17 protein-coding genes are annotated in these 21,285 nt (G+C 57.8%); 8 read left to right on the top strand and 9 right to left on the bottom strand.

The window, feature by feature from the left end; genetic code table 11:
• The 6 genes from K227x_RS14215 to K227x_RS14190 form a co-directional block, all read right to left on the bottom strand.
• Positions 1-2,382, bottom strand: a complete 2,382-nt coding sequence (locus tag K227x_RS14215) for a VWA domain-containing protein (RefSeq protein ID WP_218934004.1) — start codon at positions 2,380-2,382, stop codon at positions 1-3.
• A gap of 29 nt (positions 2,383-2,411) precedes the next feature.
• Positions 2,412-4,865 carry a BatA domain-containing protein gene (locus K227x_RS14210; protein ID WP_145170413.1) on the bottom strand — a complete coding sequence of 818 codons (2,454 nt, stop codon included), beginning with the start codon at positions 4,863-4,865 and terminating at the stop codon, positions 2,412-2,414.
• On the bottom strand, positions 4,862-5,761 hold the full coding sequence (locus tag K227x_RS14205) for a DUF58 domain-containing protein (protein ID WP_145170411.1): 900 nt from the start codon (positions 5,759-5,761) through the stop codon (positions 4,862-4,864). Before K227x_RS14205 ends, K227x_RS14210 begins: the two co-directional genes overlap by 4 nt.
• Positions 5,762-5,900: 139 nt before the next feature.
• Complete coding sequence (locus K227x_RS14200) at positions 5,901-6,752, bottom strand: polyphosphate kinase 2 family protein (RefSeq protein ID WP_246146802.1); 852 nt, start codon at positions 6,750-6,752, stop codon at positions 5,901-5,903.
• A gap of 234 nt (positions 6,753-6,986) precedes the next feature.
• Positions 6,987-8,267 (bottom strand): Gfo/Idh/MocA family protein, encoded by a 1,281-nt coding sequence (locus K227x_RS14195; protein ID WP_391540450.1) that lies wholly within the window; start codon positions 8,265-8,267, stop codon positions 6,987-6,989.
• A 347-nt stretch (positions 8,268-8,614) separates the two neighbouring features.
• On the bottom strand, positions 8,615-10,159 hold the full coding sequence (locus K227x_RS14190) for a peptidylprolyl isomerase (RefSeq protein ID WP_145170405.1): 1,545 nt from the start codon (positions 10,157-10,159) through the stop codon (positions 8,615-8,617).
• Between the two features lie 128 nt (positions 10,160-10,287).
• Between K227x_RS14190 and K227x_RS14185 the strand changes: the two genes are divergently transcribed.
• Positions 10,288-11,016 (top strand): RsmD family RNA methyltransferase, encoded by a 729-nt coding sequence (locus K227x_RS14185; RefSeq protein WP_145170403.1) that lies wholly within the window; start codon positions 10,288-10,290, stop codon positions 11,014-11,016.
• Here K227x_RS14185 and K227x_RS14180 read toward each other — a convergent pair.
• Positions 10,979-12,601 carry a phytoene desaturase family protein gene (locus tag K227x_RS14180; protein WP_145170401.1) on the bottom strand — a complete coding sequence of 541 codons (1,623 nt, stop codon included), beginning with the start codon at positions 12,599-12,601 and terminating at the stop codon, positions 10,979-10,981. The two genes, K227x_RS14185 and K227x_RS14180, sit on opposite strands and share 38 nt — an antisense overlap.
• Positions 12,602-12,802: 201 nt before the next feature.
• Positions 12,803-14,206 (bottom strand): aldehyde dehydrogenase family protein, encoded by a 1,404-nt coding sequence (locus K227x_RS14175; protein ID WP_145170399.1) that lies wholly within the window; start codon positions 14,204-14,206, stop codon positions 12,803-12,805.
• A 260-nt stretch (positions 14,207-14,466) separates the two neighbouring features.
• Between K227x_RS14175 and K227x_RS14170 the strand changes: the two genes are divergently transcribed.
• The 6 genes from K227x_RS14170 (at position 14,467) to K227x_RS14145 (ending at position 19,802) form a co-directional block, all read left to right on the top strand.
• Positions 14,467-15,081 (top strand): nitroreductase family protein, encoded by a 615-nt coding sequence (locus tag K227x_RS14170; protein WP_145170397.1) that lies wholly within the window; start codon positions 14,467-14,469, stop codon positions 15,079-15,081.
• A gap of 292 nt (positions 15,082-15,373) precedes the next feature.
• A complete protein-coding gene (locus tag K227x_RS14165; protein ID WP_246146801.1) occupies positions 15,374-16,705 on the top strand; it encodes a PP2C family protein-serine/threonine phosphatase in 1,332 nt (443 codons plus the stop codon).
• 420 nt (positions 16,706-17,125) lie between these two features.
• On the top strand, positions 17,126-17,608 hold the full coding sequence (locus K227x_RS14160; RefSeq protein WP_145170395.1) for a hypothetical protein: 483 nt from the start codon (positions 17,126-17,128) through the stop codon (positions 17,606-17,608).
• 132 nt (positions 17,609-17,740) lie between these two features.
• Positions 17,741-18,211 (top strand): TadE/TadG family type IV pilus assembly protein, encoded by a 471-nt coding sequence (locus K227x_RS14155; RefSeq protein WP_246146800.1) that lies wholly within the window; start codon positions 17,741-17,743, stop codon positions 18,209-18,211.
• A 53-nt stretch (positions 18,212-18,264) separates the two neighbouring features.
• Entirely contained in the window at positions 18,265-19,332 is a 1,068-nt protein-coding gene (locus K227x_RS14150) for a vWA domain-containing protein (protein WP_246146799.1), read from the top strand.
• A gap of 65 nt (positions 19,333-19,397) precedes the next feature.
• Entirely contained in the window at positions 19,398-19,802 is a 405-nt protein-coding gene (locus K227x_RS14145) for a TadE/TadG family type IV pilus assembly protein (RefSeq protein ID WP_145170394.1), read from the top strand.
• Here K227x_RS14145 and K227x_RS14140 read toward each other — a convergent pair.
• Positions 19,799-20,272: a DUF2203 domain-containing protein gene (locus K227x_RS14140; protein WP_145170392.1), complete on the bottom strand. Its 474-nt coding sequence runs from the start codon at positions 20,270-20,272 to the stop codon at positions 19,799-19,801. The genes K227x_RS14145 and K227x_RS14140 overlap by 4 nt on opposite strands.
• Before the next feature lie 729 nt (positions 20,273-21,001).
• On the opposite strand from K227x_RS14140, the gene csrA reads away from it, so the two are divergent.
• Complete coding sequence (gene csrA / locus K227x_RS14135; RefSeq protein WP_145170390.1) at positions 21,002-21,238, top strand: carbon storage regulator CsrA; 237 nt, start codon at positions 21,002-21,004, stop codon at positions 21,236-21,238.
• Positions 21,239-21,285 lie beyond the last annotated feature (47 nt).

Raw genomic sequence — 21,285 nt, 5'->3', positions numbered from 1 at the left:
CTACACCAATCCTGCACGTTTACGCATCAACCACTCGACACCCAACAACACGATCACAGCCCAGAACCAATAGAACGACTGCCAGACAACGATATCCGAATCCACGATGGTTCCCGAGGACAGCGGCTTCAATCGTTCTAGAATCTGCGCCGCGGAAGATTCATGCAGATAGACTCCGCCGCCTGCGCTGGCGATTTCCGCCAATCCGCTGGCGTCCAAACCAACGGGACTGCTTTCGGACATGTTCCACTGGCCCACCCAAATCGGAGTCGACGCCTGAAGAGCGGACGCATCAAATCCGCTGGCCCGAATTCGAATCTGATAAGCACCTTCGGCAAGCATCCCGGCGGATCCTTGATACGTGCCTCGCGCAGGATCATCCACCGATAGCGGCACCGTCGCGACGACCTGATCGTTGGCGATGATCAATGCATCGACCGTCGCATCGCCGACCGCTTTCCCGCCTGTGTCCTGCAGACGGGCCCGGATGACGGGGGATTCGCTTGGGGAGTATTCGATTTTGTCCGTACCGATCGCCGCATATTCGTCGCTGGACGAATAGGGCGGCTGCATCGCTGCGGCAACCAATTGATTCCAGAATCGGGCATGGAACCGATCGGCCACTTTGTAACGCCAACGCCAGGTTTGGTCCGCTGCCAGATAGAAAACACGCCCCGCACCAAACAGTCGCGTGACCAACCAAGGAGAACGGGCCGCATCGGCGTCCTGGACTTCCGCCCACACTTCGGCACCTTCCTGCGCCGTAACCGCTGCCACCGTCGTAGGGACCGGCAACTGCTGCCACAGTGGTTCCAGATCCGCCGGATCACCGCCAATATGAAATGTCGGTTGATCCAAGCCAACGGCGGTGGGCAACAGGGACTCCACGGTCGTGATCATCCGATCCTGATGTCGAACCGGAATCAAATCGCTAAGAAACTTGTTGGCGATCGGTGCGATGCGATCGTAGCGACCGTCGATCACGATCAAGCCACCACCCCGCGATACAAACTCTCGCAACCGGACCGCATCGGTCGCCTCGAATGGATCGATCGGGATTTCGCCCAGCACAACCACATCGTAGCGCGAGATCGATTCACGCGAGTCGGGAAATTCGCCCGACTGACTACCGCGCCGAAGTCGAGGCATGTCGGTTCCGGGACCGAACAGCAACGTGTCCACTTCCCACGCCGGGTCCCGTTCGAACAGGTTACGCAGGTAGCGGACTTCCCAGCGGCTGGATCCATCCAGGATCAGCATTCGACGATCGCGGATGGATGCGGCTGTGCGAAACGGAAACGAATTGTTGGCTGTGGTCGATTCGCCCAACATCGGTTCAACAACGGCTCGCAGATCCAAAACTTCGGTGCTGCGTTGAACCCCACGAACAGATTGATTGTGAATTCTATCGACGATCGGTTCGACGGCGATCGAGAACGGAACGGTCTGCTGCGATCTTCCATCGGAAACAACATTGGATTGCCAAAGCACGCTACCGTCCAAATTCGATTCCACTCGGACAGAAAGTTCGCGACCATCCATCCCCGACTGGCCAACCATGATCGATCCGACCAACGTCCCGTCCGCGGCGACCGTGTCCGGGCGTTCGACGCGAACGATCATCACGTCGTCGGGTTCATCGGGGCTGCCGATTCCAATCGTGTGCACTTCGATGCCCGCCGAATGCAGCGAAGTGGCCAGATCCGTAGCCGACGGACCTTCGTTGGACCGGCCGTCGGTCATCAGAACCAACGCTGCCTTGCTTTGACCAACACCTGCCGCATCCCCATCGCCGGACGCCTGCATCATCTGCAGCGACGACGACAGATCGGTACGCACGCCACTTGGCACCAGCCCGGTCAGTCCACCGGATTCGGTCGGATTGTCCGATGGTCGCCCCGCGGTCGAACTGGGGATGCTGGCCGACCCACTTGCGACGTCATCACCGGTCGACCAGATGGTGATCGGATCGCCCGAACTGAAAGCGACGACATCGATATCGTGAGACTTCGATAGCGTATCGAGCCACCCCGGCTGCGAACTGCTTCCGGTCAACAAACGCAGCGCCCGACTAAGCCGGTTGTAGCTAGCAGTGTCGGCGCTGCTATCGTCCACGGACATGCTTTCGGACTGGTCAACTGCGAACACAATCCGTCCCAAAGTTCCCACGGTATAGCGACGATGCCAGACCGGGCCCGCCAACACCAAGATCACCAACGCAACGGACGAAGCGCGAAGGGCGGGTAAGAGATAGTTGTAGGGCGCCGCCAACGACGCCGACTCGCGCAAGTAGATCAATGCCACCAGCACCGCGCCCAAGCCTGCGGCGGCGATCACCAACCATGGCGACAGATCGCCCGCGAACCGGATTGACCCCAACATCGAAAAACAGAAGGAATTCACAATGCCCATCATGATGCGGATCCCCAGGCCCCCGACTGCGGAGCGTTGGATGATGCATGGTGGCTGATCGTCGGTGAACGTTGCTGAAGGAACAGCTCGCCAATCATCGCAACCAATAATGCCAACAACAACCAGCGCCAGATCTCGCGACCAAAACGCCGGGTGTGGTCAGCAGATTTCATCGAATCCAGATCCTGGTAAACCGATGCATCCACCGCTTCGGCGGCTCGCGTCAAACGCGACGGGTCCGCGTCCCGCAGTTGCGACTCGATCGACGCGACCTGGGCAACGCGGATCGTGCTTGATGCAGACGACATGGGTTCCGGTTCATTGCTCGGCCGATCGGTCGAAGGCGTTTTGTCAGACTTTGGGCTATTCGACTCGGGGACGGGGGCAACTCTGCTACCCGCTGCGCCGTCGATTTTTAGCCGAATGCGATAGACGCCTGGCACGTCGGCGATTCCCAATGTCGCCCATGACGATGTATCGCCAGCGATCGAAACCAACTGCTGTTTTCCATCGGGTTTTTCAATCGTCACTGCCGCAGACTTCCCATCATCGAATCTAGGATTCGTACCGGGACCTAAGCCGAAGGCATCACGATTTTTGGCCGACAACGTTGCCACGAGTTCTGAAACCGGAACGTTGATTGGCGTCCCGACGTCGATGGTGGTCTGCATTCGCGACCCGGCCAAATCCAGAATCAATTGTTGCAACATCGGCAGATAGACCAACCGAGTCGGAAAATTCGACCAATCGCTGTCACTGGTGATCGCAATCTGCACCACACGACCACGGCCTCGCGGCGCACTGACCACAACCGGGTCGCCGGAGACAAAGGACATCAATGACGACGCAGCATTCACCGAATCCGAACCACTGTCCGACGATGGCGGTTCGTTTGGCAGCACCAGTTTGCGGTACTGGGTGACCTCGATACCGCCGATCCCCGATGCTCCCGATGCGGACATCGAATGGGTGCTCGCATCATCCTGGATGATCGACCAGGGCGAATAGAGTCGGTTGATTTGGTTGATGACGAACCGCTGATCTGAATCTTTCACCTGGGCTGCGACGACGACATCGCCCATTCGTGCCGGCAGCTGCCACGCTTCGTCGCCTTGTCCCCATGGTTGGTTGTACGTCGCGGGCACAACCAAGTCGCCGTCGAAAATCACGATCGCCCCGCCGCCGTTAACAAAACCGGCTAGCCGATCACGTTGACGATCGTTGATCGCACGAACGTTGGCCATCACCACCACATCAGGCACTTCCTTGTCCAAACGTTGTTCCAAGGATGCAGCGTTACAGATCGACGTGCGGACCGCATCGGGTTGGTCCTGGCCGCCAAACGCAAATGGGCTCAGCGCGACGGCCAAAAAATCGACCTCGCCTTTCAGCGGTTGTCGGCTGGGCGATCCATCGACCATCAACACATTCACCTGACGAATGACATCGACACCGATCCAGCGGCGATTGTCCCCCGGAAGCGAATCGGCATGTTCGACGGCTACCGAAATGGAATGGACGCCAACATCAGCCAACTTGCCCGACATCTGTACCGTTGCTGAGGACCGCGGCGCGATCGTAATGGTCCGTGCCGGAAACGGAGTGCCATCGATAGACCAGATCACCCGAAGGTCCTGGACCATGACATCGCTGGCGTTTCGGATCCTGGCCGAGAACTTTGCCGTTCTTCCCGCCACGACGGCCGGCGATTCCGATTCGATTTCATCCACGCTGACGTTCGACATCTGATCCGACTGAACCCCGAGATTCAGGAAGTGGATCAGGGGACGAACCGAATCGCGGCCCCAACCTTCTCCCACCGTGTCGAACGACTGGATCGCGGCATCGTCCAACAGGTGACTTTGAAAGTCTGACACAAACAGGATTTCGCGTTCGGCGTGGCTTGCCTGCTGCGATGCTTGCACGCCGCGACGTAGCAAATCCCCCAGTTCCACCGGCCCGCTATCGGCACGCATTTGGTGAATCAACGCCGCTGCGTCATTGGCCCCCATCCATCCGACCGGCCCCTCGACGTCGCTGGCACGAATCAGCGCCAGTTCGTCCGTCCGTGACAAATCATCTAGCCAAGAAGTTAATCTTCGTTTGACAAAATCGAATCGTGGTTGCCCATCGGGCATCTTGGCCTGCATGCTGCGACTGTCGTCGACCAAAATGACAATCGAACGCGGCGCGGTACCCGGCAATGATTGAAACCCCGTCAAAACAGGGCGAGCCAAACAGAACGCCAACAGGATCGGCAACAGGCATCGCAGCAACAGCAGCAATAGGTTCATCCATTGGATACGACGGCGATTGATTCGCACGACGCTATCCAACAAATGCATCGCGCCCCAATCGACGGTGCGATAGCGACTGCGGAACAACAGATGAATCGCTAGCGGTACGATCGATGCGAATGCGCCAAACGCCAGTAGCCCGTTTAGAAACGTCACCGGATGCGTCTCCGCATCGAAAAGTACTCGTGCATCGCGTCATCAAAGGGGCGATCCGTGGTGGCCAAAAACAGATCCACACGGTTGCGACGGCAAACCGACTGCAACGCTGTCTGATGCTGTTGAAATCGTTCCAGATACGCATCACGGATCGTCCGCGAATCGACAACGTGTTGCTGATCTTCGTTTTCCAGATTGCGGAACTGCACCCTTCCGCTAAACGGAAAATCCGTTTCGTCAGGATCCAGAACTTGAAAGAACAGAACCTCGTGCCCTTTGGATCGAAACTGGGTCAAGGCGCGTGCGATCGATGCGATCTCACCCATCCCGTCGGAGATGATGATCACCAGCCCACGTCTGCCAAGTTTCGACGCCACCTTCTGGAACACTCCGCCTAAATCCGTCTCGCGCCGCGTCGCATCATTGGCAAGGGCCGTCATCACGGCGCGAAGATGCGATGGACGGCTTCGTGTGGAAACCTGGTCACGCGGTTGGTCGTCGAATGTGATCACGCCGACCGCATCCTGCTGGGCCAACATCAGGTACGTCAACGAAGCCGCCAATTGCTGAGCATAGTCGTACTTCGTCAGCTGCGAACGATCACCGCCATACCGCATCGATCCACTGCGATCGACCAGCAACGTGCAGCGAAGGTTGGTTTCCTCCTCGAACTCGCGGATGTACAGCCGGTCGCTCTTGCCGAACGCTTTCCAATCGATGTTGCGAAGTTCGTCACCACGGACGTAAGGGCGATGCTCTTTGAATTCGACACTGAATCCCTTGTGTGGCGATCGGTGCCGTCCCGAGCAGAAGCCTTCGACGATCTGGCGGGCAAGCATCTGGAGTCCGGCGACGCGCGAAAGTTCCTTGGGCGTGACGAGGTCAAGGATTCGCATGGTGAAAAGGCCAGTCGACGCGCTGGGGGGGTGGCAAAGCAGGGGAAAAACGGCCCCGCAAGAGCCTCCATTCTATCTCGCCAGCAAAGCGAACGTGAGTCCGGACAGGTTCGATGCGGGATCGAGCGAAATGTACCGCCTAGCCGCGTTGCTGATTCAATTCACGCTCGTACAGTTGGCGAACTTCGTCCAGGTCCACGTCGACCGGCGGCATCTGCGGGTCCATCTTCACTAGCGTGTCATGGACGATGCTGGCGACCGAGGCATCGCGATACCACTTGTGGTCAGCCGGAATCACGAACCAGGGTGCGTCTCGGGTGCTGCACTTGTCCAACACCTCTTCGTACGCTTCGCGATAGTCTTTCCATTTGTCGCGAGCCGCGTAGTCACCGACGTTCAGCTTCCAGTGCTTGTCCGGATTCTCCAGTCGCTTCTTGAATCGTGACAGCTGTTCTTCGGGACTGATGTGCAGATAAAACTTCAGGATTTTTGTGCCACGTTCCATCAATCCCTCTTCGAAATGATTGATGATGTCGTACCGTTTGCTCCAAACCGATTTCGGCACCAAGTCCTCCACCCGAACGACCAGCACATCTTCGTAGTGCGATCGGTTGAAGACCGATACCATCCCCGCGGCCGGGGTGGCTTTGTGGATGCGCCACAAAAAGTCGTGGGCACGTTCGGAACTGGATGGAACCTTGAACGGATAGGTCCGACAGCCCTGTGGATTCATTTGCCCCAGCACTTTTCGGATCAGCCCGTCTTTGCCCGCGGCATCAGGTGCCTGCAGCACGACCAACAGCGATTGCTTCTGTTCGACGAACATGCGGTACTGGAGATCCCGGATCTTGTCGACCGTTTCGGCCGTGAACTGCTTCGCAGCGTCCTTGTCCTTGAACGGTCCACTTTCGTCGGTCTCGACCGTTTTCAGATGGGGCGTCTTGCCGGGCGAAACGATATGCCGCTTTACAAAATCCATGCGCAGACTCACGTATGCAGGTGCAATGTTGGCGGTCAGGTTCCACCGGTCCTGAAAGTCTATCGGCAATTGGTGTGCTGGTCGACTTGATGGCGGCATCCGAGTCCCGGTTTGCGAGATCACCTCGGCCGCGTCGAAATCCAAAATTGTGCACCGACCAAGGCATCATTCGCATCCCGCAGGGACTAATGGACAACCCCACTTCGCGATTCCGCTTCGCCCATCCTTGTCGATCACAAAGGATCGTTAGACAAACTTTTCCTTGCTGCCCGGTACGGCCACGGGGTAGCCACCATCGGCGTTGGGCTGCACCGGCGCTTGATCGTCGAACGAATGCATCGCATCGGTATTGGCTAGCTGGACTTCGCTGTTGATGGCGTCGTCCCAGCGGACCACTTTGCCGCTATAGGTCGCCAGACGCCCCAAAATCGCGGTCATTGTGCTATGGGCACCGTATTCGACTTCGTTGGGCGTCTCTCCGTTCCGCAGTGCAGCAAAGAAGTCGTGATGTTCTTGCTGCCAACCTTTGCCGCCCTTGGTTTCTTTCAATTCGCTTTGCCAAGTCTTCTTGCCTTGGGGGTTTCGAATCAAAGCGTCGCTGATGTCACACGAACCCATCGTTCCGTGCACGTGCTCGCTAACGCTGTTCCAGCAACCTTGGATGTGTCGACACTGGCTTAACAATTTGAAGCCGTTGGCGTAGGTGTATTCGACCATGTGATGGTCAAAAATCTGACCGTGGTCTCTGCCATTTCGAACTTCGCGTCCGCCCTGGCCTTGGGCTTCGATCGGATGGTCCCCGACCAACCAATTGATCACATCCAAATTGTGGATGTGTTGTTCATCGATGTGATCGCCGCAGAGCCAAGTGAAGTAGTACCAGTTGCGCATCTGGTACTCCAATTCCGTTTGCGCGGCCGTTCGCGGACGCACCCAGACGCCACCGCCGTTCCAGTAGGCGCGAGCGAAGATTAAATCACCGATCGCACCGTTTTGCAGCTTGTCGATGCATTCGCGATATCGAAACTCGTGATGACGCTGCAGCCCGACCTGGACCGCCAATCCCTTTGCTTTGGCTTTCTGGTTGGCCGCCAACACCCGGCGAACCCCCGGTGCATCCGTGGCGACCGGTTTTTCCATGAAGATGTGTTTGCCCGCTTCGACGGCGGCTTCGAACTGGATCGGGCGGAAACCAGGCGGGGTGGCCAGGATGACAAAGTCGCAGTCCGTTTGCAGAACCTGTTTGTAGGCATCGAGTCCGACGAAACGAGCATCGTCGACGGCGACTTTATCGGGATGTTTTCCCTTGATCGTACGGTAGGCCGTTTGGATGCTGTTTTCAAACACGTCTGCCATGGCCACCAACTTGGTGTTCCCGCCGGTTGTGTTCATCGCTTGGATCGCCGCCCCGGTTCCGCGACCGCCACAACCAACCAACCCGATTCGAATGGTGTCGCTGCCATAGGCGTGAGCACCGCGCGCCACCGCCAGATTCGTGCCAACGATCGCACCGCCGGCCAACATCATGCTTCCGCCTTTGATGAAATTCCGTCGCGAAGGCGCCACATCATCGCTTTCCAAGATCCCGTCATCGACCGTCAGCCCCCCGGTGGGACCAGCGGCCGCCGAGGCCGGGTTGGCCGCGCCGCCGACGTCGGAGTCCGTACGAGAATGCTTGGCCTGTTTGGCCAATTTGTTGGCTTGCGAACGCGCGGTCTTTTTCATCGGCGGTGGGACAGGGGGGGCATGGGGATGGCGGGGTGTGGATCAGGCCAGTAATCGGGAACCAGCAGCCAAGCGATGCATCGTTGCGGCGCAGGTCCCTCCACATTGTACATGGCTAGAACACGGGGCATTCTACCGAAACGAGGCGTCTAAGGGGACAGAAACGTCTCTAGATACTTCGCCGGAGGCAAGGTTTCCGGCCTCCGCACGACAGTCGCGCGGATAATGCTGTCCGCAGGGATCACGATTTCATCCTTTTTCTTTTCCTTGTTGGGGTCCACTCGCCGCATGCGGGCAATCGCGTCCATCCCCTCGATGACTCGGCCAAAGACGGTCTGATTCTCGTTTGCCGTTACCACCGGCATCAGCAGGATCGCAAACTGGCTGCTGGCCGAATGCGGCACAAAATCGCCGGAGTCTCCGTCGGGCAGTTTGGCCATCAACAGTGACCCGCGAAGAGCGCGACGTGCGTCGGGATTGCTGTGTTCGTCCATGATATGTTTGCCGCTGCCGCCGTTGCCGACTCCCGACGGGTCGCCCGTCAGCGCCAATAGGTGATCGATCACTTGGTAGAAATCCAATCCGTCGTAAAACCCCTCTTCGACAAGCTGGATGAAGTTCGACACCGTCGATGGGGCCTCGTTGATGTAAAGCTCGATCAAAACGTCGCCTTGAGTCGTTTCCAATTTGACCAGCGGCAACGATTCATCCTTCGCGGATCGTTCGCGTTCCAGATTGAACGCTTCTTCGTGTTCATCCATGTACGCCAACAGACTTCGGTCGACTTCGTCGCGCTGATCTTCCTCAATCGCTTCCAACAATTTCCTGGCCATTTCGAACTCGCCCGATACCACTGCCGAACGTGCGGCAGCCTTGAACAGAATCGTCAGCTGCGAACCACCGTCGATCATCCGCGACGCACCTTCAAGCGTCGGCACGTCGTAGATGTCACGTTTCAATCGGTGATCAATCATGGTGACTAGGTAGGTCGCCGATACTTCGTCTCCGCCCAAACGTGCCAGATCCAGCGCGGTCAAATACACTTCGTCCATCAAGTCACGGACCTTCTGGCGTTTTTCGAAATAGTCCTTTCGGGCCGCTGGGGTCCGTTCTTCGTAATTCAGATAACGCAGATACGTCGCTCGCTGTGCCAAGACCGCCGCTTCCAATCGACTGCGGGCATCGTTGAACAGGTCCTCGCGTTTCTTCCATTCCGCAACGAATTCTGGATCTTCGGGGCCAGTGAACGCGACCACATCGGAATCGGCTGCTTCGGACAATGACCGCGGGGCCTTGGCGTCGTCCTGTGGCGGTGTTTCGCCATCGGGGGTCATCGGCGATGGATCGGAATCAGCGGCTGAATCCGATTCGGTTTCGGAATCGGACGTTTCCGAAGATGCGGCTTTCGATTCCGAATCCGGTTGGGTGTCAGCCGAAGCCGGCATATCCGCATCCGCCGCCCCATCGGCTCCAGTCGCTTGGTCGGCAGCAGCAGCAGTCTGGTCACCCACAGCAGCCTGATCGGCTCCGTCAGTCGGGTCGGCTACCTCGGTTGCGGCTTCTTTGGTCGGTGCGTCTTGGGCGGCCGATTGGCTGACAGCGGCCAGGTTTGCCAGCAGGGCGATCGCGAGAACTGGCACGCACAGCGATAGCCGAAACGACGAAACAGCGGCGTGGGCGGCTGGGTGAAACATACGGATACTGACTTTTCAGATGGCGGCAAATGGAATCCTTTGTTGCCAATACGCGGCTCGATAGGATTCGGTTTCCCTTTCATTGTCGCCGACTCGTCGATTTACGCCACTCCGCTATACTGATCCGAATGAAACGATCCTCTAGCAAACCGTCGGGCTCCAAGGGCTCGCGCCCGTCGTCCGGTTCCAAACCCGCCAAGAAACGGGGCAAGCCGGCCGCCGGTTCGAGCGCGCGTTCGGCAGCCGACGCCAAAAAAGCCACCAAGCCGACCAAACTTCGCATCATCGGCGGTCACATGCGTGGCCGTACGGTCGTCTATCACGGCGAAGAGTTCACGCGGCCGATGAAGGACAATATTCGCGAAAACGCGTTCAATATCCTGAACCGAGCGGCCAAGGGAGCGAAATGTTTCGACCTGTTTGCCGGGACCGGTGCGATGGCTTTCGAATCGATCAGCCGCGGGGCGATTAGTGCGGTGATGGTCGAACAGAACCGCCGTGCGGCGCGATTTGTCCGCGAAACGACCGAATCGCTGGGAATCGAATCGAAGGTCAAGATTGTCACCGCGGACACATTTCGTATCGCCGGTGAATTGCTGGGGCCACCAGAAGACGAAACCGCTTGGTTGGTATTCTTGTGCCCGCCCTACATCCTGTGGCACGAACGCCTGGAAGACCTGAACGCCATCATCCGATCGGTGTTGGTCAACGCACCGCCCGGAAGCGTATTGATGGTCGAAACGGAAAAAACGTTCGACCAGGACCTGTTGCCACCCGGCGACTGGGACCGACGCACCTATGGCGGCACGACGCTGGGGTTCATCGAACCGGCACAGGTTTGCGGGATGAACCTTTGATCTTGCCCGCTTCGGCATCTTGATCCAGTGAATCCGCGGCGATCCAGCCGCTCATCAGCACCATCGGCATGCCCGGCCCGGGGTGTGCTGAACCGCCGGCCAAGTACAGACCCGCCAAATCTTTGCGTCGATTGGCAGGCTTGAACGCGCCCAAGTACTTGCCGTGACTTGCCAGCCCGTAGATCGCCCCATTGAGTACCCGGTACCGGTTGTGGATGTCCTGGGGAGTCAACGCGGATTCGTATTTTATCGCACCGCGAATGTCCACGATTCCGGTGGTGCGTTCCAATTTGTCCAGGATCACGTCTCGATAGCCGGGCAGCATTTCAGTCCAGTCGTGTCCCGGCCGCAGGTACGGGGTATGAACCAGGATGTACAACGATTCGCATCCGTCTGGGGCAACGCCGGGTTCGCTGATCGCCGGTGCACAAACGTAGGCGCTGGGGTCGGGAGCCGGCTCGCCACGATCGTAGATGTAATCGAATTCTTCTTTGGGATCCTTTGAAAACACAAAGTTGTGATGCAACAGTTGTTCGTATCGACGATCCAATCCCAAATACAAAACGACGCCGCTGCATGCCGGTTCGGGATCATTCTTTTTGGTGAATCGAGTGCCTTCGGGCGTGTCCTGCAACAATTCGCTGTAGGTGCGAATCGCATCGCAATTGCTGATCACCGCATCACACGCGATCTCGGTACCATCGGCTGTGACAACCCCGGTTACCTTGGGTCCATCGGCGACGATTCGCATCACGTCGGTGCCGACTTGCACGTCCACCCCTAGTTCCTCTGCCAAACGGAAGAGTGCTTCGGGAACGGCGCGAGTTCCGCCGATCGGATACCAGATGCCCTCGTCCGTTTGCATATGGGCGATGCTGCAAAGCACGGCGGGCGACTGGAACGGGGACGAACCGACATACTGTGTGAAGTGGTCCATCATTTGTGCGACACGATGGTCGGGAACGTGTGACCGTACGACCGACGCAACACTGCGTCCCATCCGCAGCGACAGAACGTCTTTCAACACCGCCGCCGACATCGCGCCACCGACGTCCATCGTGTCGGCCAAACCGCCAACCGAACGCCAGAAAAAGAAGCGGTCGGAAACACCATGCAACTGCTCGCTCATTTTCATGAACCGTGCGTACCCGTCGCCACTGACCTTCGATCCGGTCAGCGCGTCGATGTTTTGCCGCATCGCATCGGTGTTGGCAACCAAGTCCAACACGGTGTTCAATTCGCTGCCATCGTTTGGATGACCGCCCGATGGATCGCTGGTGGAATCGGCTTCGAAGAAACATCGCCACTGCGGATCCAAGGCCACTAGGTCCAGATAGTCCGCCATGTCTTTGCCGGCCTCACGAAACACTCGCCGCAACACGCTTGGCAAAGTAAGAATCGTCGGCCCCATATCAAAGCGATAGCCATCGGCCTGCAGAACAGCCGCTTTGCCGCCCACCCAGTCGTTTTTTTCTAGCAGCGTGACGCGGTGCCCACGTGCGGCCGACACACAGGCAGCGGACAACCCAGCCAATCCACCGCCAACAACGACGACGTGAAGTGATTTGGAACCTTCGGATTTCATAGGGGATCCGCGAAAGGAGTGAACGAAATGGGAAAGTGAGTTGACCAGGGACGGCCGCGTCGGCACTGTAGTGACTCTTCCAGTCCCGGCAAAGACGAAGCCGGTCAATCGCGATCACGTCGGCGCGTCAAGTTTGGCCATTGTCCCCGCTTTCCCCGATGCCTTTGCAGACATTCGATGGATGTTTGTTGGCAGGGCGATTTAGCGTCCCATGCGGCGCAGCGCCTGCCATCGCTGTGACCAAGTCGCACCGTGCAGCAGGATGACGGCGGCAGATAGCCGGTTTTCGTCGGAATCCGCCCGCGGCCGCAAATGGGGCATGAACCGACCGCGGCGATGGGAAATCGATTTGGGAACGGTCATCGACAGTAGCCCCTCGGCGCCGCGGGTCACACCAAATCCGCTCTGGCCGCGTCCGCCAAATGGAAGTCTGGGGTCGGCGGTGGGAACCAGGATATCGTTGATGCAAACGTTTCCCACCGAAAGCCGCTGGGCCACTGCTTCGGCTTGCTTCGGCGGTCCAAAGACGGATGCGGAAAGACGGTAGGGGCACTGATTGACTTGCTGGATCGATTCCTCGGTATCGGCGACTCGCACGATCGACGTGACCGGTGCGAACACGTCGGCCGATGCGATCGGATGATCGGCACAGACCTGATCCAGTACCGTGGGCGCCATCTGGCCGCTATCGCGAAGCGTCTGCGCGTGAAAGCGTCCTGTCACATCAACGCAGCCAGCGGCCAAAGATCGCTCAATCAAATCAGCCGCCGCCTCCCGCGCCGATGGATGCACCACCAAGGGATCTGCGGATCCCAGACGTTCGACCAATGCGGTTCGGACCTGATCGCAAATCTCATTCTGACCGATCAAGCGGCGTGGCGCGATGCAGGTGGCACCCCCGTTGAATTTCAAGCCGAACGTGATCGCATCCGCCGCCAACTGGACATCCGCACCTGGCAACAAGATGGTGGCGTCACATCCGCTAAGTTCCATGATCGTCGGCGTCAACGACCTGGCGGCTTGCGCTAGAACATTCCGACCGGTCGTCGCGGCGCCGGTTAAGACGATCAAGTCGACACCGGCGTTGATCGCAGCGATCGCCGAGTCGGATGATGAATCCAATTGCATCAGTGCCGTCGGGGGAATCCCGGCATCATGGAAGGCTTGGACCATCCGCGCGGTGGCTGATTCGCATCCCGGGGCTGGCTTGATCAGAACTCGGTTGCCGGCGGCCAATGCCTGGGCCGCCTGGACCCCGGGCAACAGCAACGGGTAGTTCCACGCGCCCAAAATCAGCACCATTCCAAAGGGATCGCGGTGCACCGCGCTACGCACCCCCCACAGCCAAGCCGGTCGCCCCATCGGGCCCAACTGCCGAGTCGCCAGCACTCGTGGGCCGCGGCGGCCGAGCCAACGCAGTGCTGAACACAGCGGCAATAGTTCCGCCGTGATCGTTTCGACCGGGTCGGTGCGTTGGTCGCTTTGACACAAAAGCGTCAGTTCGTCGGTTGCCTCAGCCAACTTCCCCGCCGCCGCTGCCACGACTTGGCATCGTCGATTCAGTGGAACCGATGCCCACGAACTCACTTCGCTATCGAAAGCCATACACTGCTGCTGTTAGAAAGGGTGTTGGATACACACAGACACGCAAATTTCCCGCAGACCGATTCCGGGACGATTGACGACACCGCCAAGATTGTAAAATCATCCGACCATCACGGACGCGGGACTGGGCATTCGATCCGAATCTGAGTGGATTCAGCGTCCGAAATCAACGGCCGCCCGCCAAAGCATGATGAAACCAACGCGTCAAATTGTCTCGTCCTTTTCACGTCCGCTCGTCTCATTTCACAGAGAAACCCGCGATGCCTATCAACCCAGTCCAGCATCCCGTTCTGGATGTGATTGAAAACCGTTGGAGCCCCTATCGTTTGAACGCCCAACCGGTCGAAGACGAAAAGATTTTGCAGTGCCTGGAAGCCGCGCGGTGGGCAGCCAGCAGTTTTAATGACCAACCCTGGTCGTGGATCGTGGCCCGCCGGCAAGATTCGCAACTGTTCGACAAGTCGGTTTCATGCCTGTTGGAAGCCAATCAGGGATGGGCCCAGAACGCGGGTGTGCTGTTGATCTCGGTCATCCGCACCACGTTCCGTCGCAACAACAAGCCCAACCGAGTGGCGCTGCACGACTTGGGACAATCCGCTGCCCACCTGTCGCTTCAAGCAACTCAGTTGGGGTTACAAGTGCACCAGATGGCGGGTTTGAATCTTAGTGCGACGCGTCAGGCGTTCCAGATCCCAGAAGGTCACCAACCGGAAACCGCCATCGCAATGGGCTATCCTGACCTCACCGCCGCAGAAGACCCAGCAGGAATCGAACTCCAAAAACGGGAACAAGGTGCCCGCCAGCGAATGTCGCTTGGGGAACAGGTTTTCGAAGGAACCTGGGGCACCGCCGCAAGGATTGTCCGAGAAGCCTGAATTTTTGTCGGATTCGCGATTCGAACAGGGGGGTGAAAAAATACGGTTCGCCCCCCTTTAGACGCAATCGAATCCGCTAAGCTGTATCGCTTGACGGGTTTTCCTGGGCGGACGTGTCTGCCGTTTGACACTAAATAGAATAGAACGGACATGTTTTCCAAAGCATCTCGCTTTTGGGAGGAATGCTTGATCAGGACAGAATGTTCGATCAGGACACGCATTGTTCAGGACACACAGCCCGACGGTATCGACGTGATGAATGTGATCACGTCATCTGACCCTTTTTGATTCCATGGTTAACGAAAGACAACAGCCGGTGTCGGATCTCTGGAATCCCGGAATTGTGTTCGCGCAGCTGACAGATGTCGGCATGCGTCGGGCCAACAACCAGGATTCGCTGGCTTGTTTGCCCGCGAAGACCTCCGAAAGGTTCTGGGACCGCGGCCACTTGTTTGTCGTCGCCGATGGCATGGGGGCTCACGCGGCTGGCGAATTGGCCAGCAAGATGGCGACCGAACGGATCGCGATGCAGTTCTTTCGCTCGCCTTCCCTGACAACGTCCGAAGCGCTGCGGGCAGCCGTTATCGACGCGAACGACGAGATTCACCAACGGGGTCAAAGCAATCCCGAATTCCACAACATGGGCACCACCGCAAGTGCGTTGGTGATCTGTCCGGACGGTGCGTTGGTGGGACACGTGGGCGATTCGCGAGTCTACCGATTGCGTGGCGGTGCGTTCGAACAGTTGACCTTCGACCATTCCCTGGTTTGGGAAATGGAAGCGACCGGTCAAACCGGACAAGGGATCCCGCGAAACGTCATCACGCGTTCGCTGGGACCCAACGCGGTCGTCGATGTCGATGTCGAAGGCCCATTCCCGGTTCAAGCGGGCGACCAGTTTTTGCTGTGTAGCGATGGGTTGACCGGCTTAGTCGAGGACAACGAAATCGGCGTCCTGTTGGATTGTCTGCCCGAAGACAAAGCGGTTCGCGTGTTGGTGGACTTGGCCAATTTGCGAGGCGGCCCCGACAATACGTCGGTGATCGTGGTCAAAGTGGTCGAACCCATCGGCGGCAACGACACCGCCCGAAAACCCAAGCAACGTCACCCTGAACCCGTCGTGTCGCGTGCCATACTGGGGACAGTCGCCATCTGTGTGATCGGTGCGATCTTGTTAGCGATCATGTCGGTTGCGGATCCTTTTGATCCGGACCAACCAGGTGACCGAAATTGGATCGGCCCCATGGTGGTCGCCATCATGTTGGGCGCGATCACATCGGCAATCGCAGTTTTCCAATGGTTGACCGCAGGTAAACGCGACCCGATACGAGGCAACTTGAAGGGTGCCAAAGGACCTTATCGAAGGTACGACGCGACGCCCAATCGTTCCCTGTATGAAAAATTGGGGGATACGGTCCAAGCCTTGAAAGATGCCGCCAACCAAAACAATTGGATGATGGATTGGCAAAAAGTTGACGCGCATCAACAACAGGGGCGTGAGTCACTTGGCAACAAGGACATCAAAGCCGCGATCCGGTCCCAGTCCGAAGCCGTCATCGAAACGATGAACCAGTTGCGTGAACAGAACAATCGCGCTGCGAATGAGACATCGGTCGACTATTAGTCCCCAGCTTTGATCTCGCTGCGTTGATGGCGTGCTGCAAATTCGCTGCGTTGTTCTGCTCGCTGTCGTAGGGCCGATCAGGATCAATCCATTCTTTGGGCGGGCGCGGCCCCGATCGGGGACCCATCAGGCCCATGGCAGTCGTCGCCCAATGCGGCACACCGACTAGCCGCACCGGATATGACGATTGTCCGGGGGGGATGGCCTAGGACATCATCCGCTACCAATCGGTTTCTTTCATGCAAACGCCGGCGGGGCATCCATTCCTGATGCCGAAAACTCTTCCCTAACCCGCCTGATCGTTCGTTGTGTTGTAGGTTTCCAACGTAGGCCGAGTGTACCGCGTCGCCGATTGGGGCAGAACGTATTGCACCGGCCACGCCCCAAGCCACTAACCACTGCACGATTGAGCGATATCAGATGAGCCGAACGACCATCAAACGAAGCAAGGCCCTGGTGGATCCCGAGGTCCAAGGCGGTGTCCTTCGCAAAATTGCCATCCACTGGGTGGTGTTCTTTATCTGCAACGCGATCGCCCTGACCATTTGGATCCGGTTGTTTGAACAGCCCGATGTGCCGTGGGGAAGAACTTTTGGCGACACCATGAAACGGTTCCTGCCGTTTTTCGTCATCACACTAGCGCTGATCCCGGCCTTCGTCTGGGACACATTGAAGATGACCAATCGCTTCGCCGGTCCGATCTTGCGTCTTCGCGGTGCATTGTCCGATGCAAGCGAAGGTCGCGCCGTGGAACCTCTGCATTTCCGCAACAGTGACTTCTGGGGCGAAATTGCGACCAACTTCAACCGTCTGATGGAACGTTCGGCATCGGATGTCGCCGATGCACGCCGGCAATCACGCGATGCAGACGACCAATCCGGCGACGAATCGACACCGGCATAGTCCAGGCGAAATTGTCCGGCCCACCGACGTGTCGACCGCGCCGGCGACTCCCCGCCGGCGTTTGACTGAGAAAGTCAGACCGGATTGCCCACCGCTTCCATCGATCATCCCCACTGGCTTCCCCTGATCACCATGCAAATCCATTCTCTATCGGCAACCAATCGTTTGCATATGCGTCGCCCCAATCGAAGCCGGATCGGTTCATCCAAGCGTGGTCCCGCGGCCGGTCGTCGCGGAGTCGCGGCAGTTGAATTCGCAGTGTGTCTGCCGGTATTGGTGTTGCTGGTCTTTGGCGCCATCGAAGCATCCAGCTTCATCTTCCTAAAACAATCTCTGAATGTTGCTGCGTACGAATCGATTCGTGAATCCATTCGCGTCGGCAACGACAACGCGTCCGGGGTTTCCCGAGGCACCAACATCTTGACGTCGCGCAGCGTCAACGACTTTGCGATCAGTTTTCCCAACGGCGAAGCTGGTGACGCGTCACGCGGCGACGAAATCGTCGTCGAAGTCAGCGCGCCAACGTTAACCAACAGTCCGCTGGCCGGACAGTTCATCCCCAACCGCATATTGACCGCCCGCGTCGTGATGGTGAAGGAATGATTCGTACGATTCCTAGACCAGAATGCACCCCACGCAATTCGGAACCTTCCCAGATGATGCAACTTGAAATGACGGCTAAGAACAGTATCGACAGTACGCAGACCCAACGTCGCAGCGGTATCGATCGCCGCGGTGCGATGATGGTCCTGATCGTGGTGATGATGATCGGCTTCATGGTCGCGGTCGCGTTTTCAGTCGACATCGCGCAAATGCATCTTTCCCGAACCGAACTCCGCACCGCTACCGACGCAGCATCCAAGGCCGCCGCCGCAACCCTGGCCGAATCGTTGGACCAAGACGCTGCGATCGCCGAAGGTCAACGAATTGCTGCCGCAAACACGGTCAACGGCGAACCGCTGTTGTTGGACGGCAGCGACTTTGTCTTTGGCAGCAGCAACCAAGAAGCCACCGGCAAGTTCGCATTCACCGAGGGTGGATTGCCCCGCAACAGCGTTCTGGTCAATGGTCGACGCACCACCGGTTCACGATCCGGCCCCGTGCCGTTGTTCTTCGGAAACGTGTTCGGCGTCCCCTTCTTTGAACCCGCCACTTCGTCAACAGCCACCTACATCGAACGCGACATCGTTTTGGTCGTTGACCGCAGTGGTTCAATGGCTGGCAGCAAATTCGGCAACCTGGTCACCGCCATCGACACCTTTGTAGCCACGCTTGATGGCACACCGGTCGACGAAGCGGTTGGCCTGGCTTCCTATAGCGAATTCGCAACCGAAGACGTCGCGTTGACCGAAGACCTGACACAGATTTCCGACGGCATTCGCGATCTAAGTGTCGGCGGATTCACCAGCATTTCGCGTGGACTTCAAGCCGGTGCCAATGTGATGTCAGCCAGTGCCGGTGTCGAATTTGTCGAACAAACCTACATCATCATGACCGACGGACGGCACAACCGAGGCCCGGAACCGCGGACCGTCGCAACCGCGATCGCAGGTCCCAACGTGACCATCCATACGATTACCTTCGGTTCCGATGCGGATGCCACACGAATGGCAGAGGTCGCATCGATTGGCGGCGGACGACACTTTCATGCCGATAGCGGATTGGAACTGATCGAAGTCTATCGCGAAATCGCTCTGACCCTTAGCACCATGATGACCCAGTAGACGTCTCGTCTTCGCCTTCCCACTTTAGACTCGCCAACGTTCGCACCGGTGAAGCAATCGACACCATGAAATTAAAACGAAAAGCTAGACGCCGCACCGGCGCCACCGCGGTCGAATTCGCGCTGGTCGCGCCGCTGTTGTTCCTGTTCTTCTTCGCCGCGATGGAATTCGTCCGCGTTGCGATGATCCGGCATACCGCCGACAACGCCGTCTACGAAGGGTGCCGAATGGGGATCATCCCGGGTGCTACCAATGGCGAAGTCCGCGCTGAAACACTTCGCATCATGAACACCATGGGCGTCAACAGCGTGGGGCTGACCGTGACCCCCGGTGCGATCAACTCAGCAACCGAAGAAGTCACCGTTCGATTAGAAATCCCGCTCGATTCGAACAGCTTTGTGCCCAACCAGTTTGTGGCGGGCAGAACGATCGTGCGTGAACTGACGCTTCGACGCGAAGGTGCTCGTTAGTAACCGCCGACCATTCCGACCGTGGCGGCATCCAACTTCTGACGATCCTTGGACGACTGACCAACTTCGTGCCAGTGTTCCACCTTGTCATCTGCCGGGTGCCAACAAAGTTGCACCGGTCGCCGGTTCAACAAAGCGGGGAAATCAACGGACCCGTCAAACGGCTGATGGACTTGCACGCCAAAGGACGCCAATTCGTCGATGCAAGACTGCATCCGGCGGACGTCATCCTCCAGCGAACCGCGAACATCCGACAGTTCATCCAAATACGGTTTGTGGTCGATCGTTTCGACCAAGTCGTCGACCCCGCGCAATTGCTCCTGTTGCGCCTTGATCGATTCATCTAAATCGATCAGCTCCGCCATGATGCGTCGCACCAGTGGAAGTGTTCGTGTGGCAGCACTGGGCGTGAACGCCGAAGCGAGTTTCCCCGAGGAATTGTCCTGGCTGTGGTGAATCGCTCGGACCATGGTGGCGACCTTTCTGGTTTGGAGAGGCTGAAAGCGAAGGCGAATGCAAAGTTTTCAGAACCGCTCAGCAAGACAAATCAAATCTCTATGAAACTGAGTCTAGCGTGACTGGCAAGCTTCGTTGGGCGATCAACAGCACAGTGGCACCAAATTCGACGATGACGACACATGCTTTGACGATCACTGCCTACCGTTCAAGACGCAGCCAAAGAGCAATCGGTTCCCGGTTCGACTGGATCCAAGACTGATCAATCCAAATCTGCTGGATCAAACGTCTGCCCGCTGGGGGGCAATCGATCCATCCGAAGCAAGTCGATGAAGACCGTTAGATCCGCCGAATCCGCAAGTTCCGCGAACCGCTCGTTGTGCGAAGTGTAGCGCGGAGCGCACAAAAGGCCACCCCGGCAAAGAATGTTCCACGGCTGCGCGGAGTGAAACTGTCCAAATGCAAGCAATTCAGCATAGTTCTACCGGTTGTGTGCCAAAAACGTGTGCAGAAGGTCAGAATTTGTCCTTTGTCAAGGCAGGATTCCTTGACGCGGCAATTTTTTGACCTAGAGTTGAGCGTGTAAGGAACAGCGAATACGCACGGAAAGAATTCGCGGGCACAACCGGCCTACGTAGCGGTGATGCAGGGGCGCGTCTGATTCTGAAAACCCTGCGACGCATCGGGACTGTAGGCAAGAACGAAAATAACCCAATCGGGCCGGTTAAAATAAAGGACGGAACATGTTGGTTTTATCGCGAAAAAAGAATGAGAGCATCGTCATCAACAACGATATCAAAATCGTTGTGGTGGAGATTCGTGGCGACAAGGTACGGCTGGGCGTAGAAGCTCCTCGCGAAGTGCCAGTTCATCGCCGCGAAGTTTACGATGCGATTCAACGCAGCCTGGAAGCAGGCGACGTCACGATCGAAGCGGGCGATGCCCCGGTCGAAACGGGCGACACGCCCATCGAATCGTAGGTCTACCCGACTGTCGCGTGCTGGCGGCGTAGATGAACAACCCACGG

Source organism: Rubripirellula lacrimiformis (assembly GCF_007741535.1).
GTDB lineage: Bacteria > Planctomycetota > Planctomycetia > Pirellulales > Pirellulaceae > Rubripirellula > Rubripirellula lacrimiformis.
The sequence above is the reverse complement of the archived record's forward strand: the minus strand, read 5'-3'. Positions and strand labels throughout refer to the sequence as shown.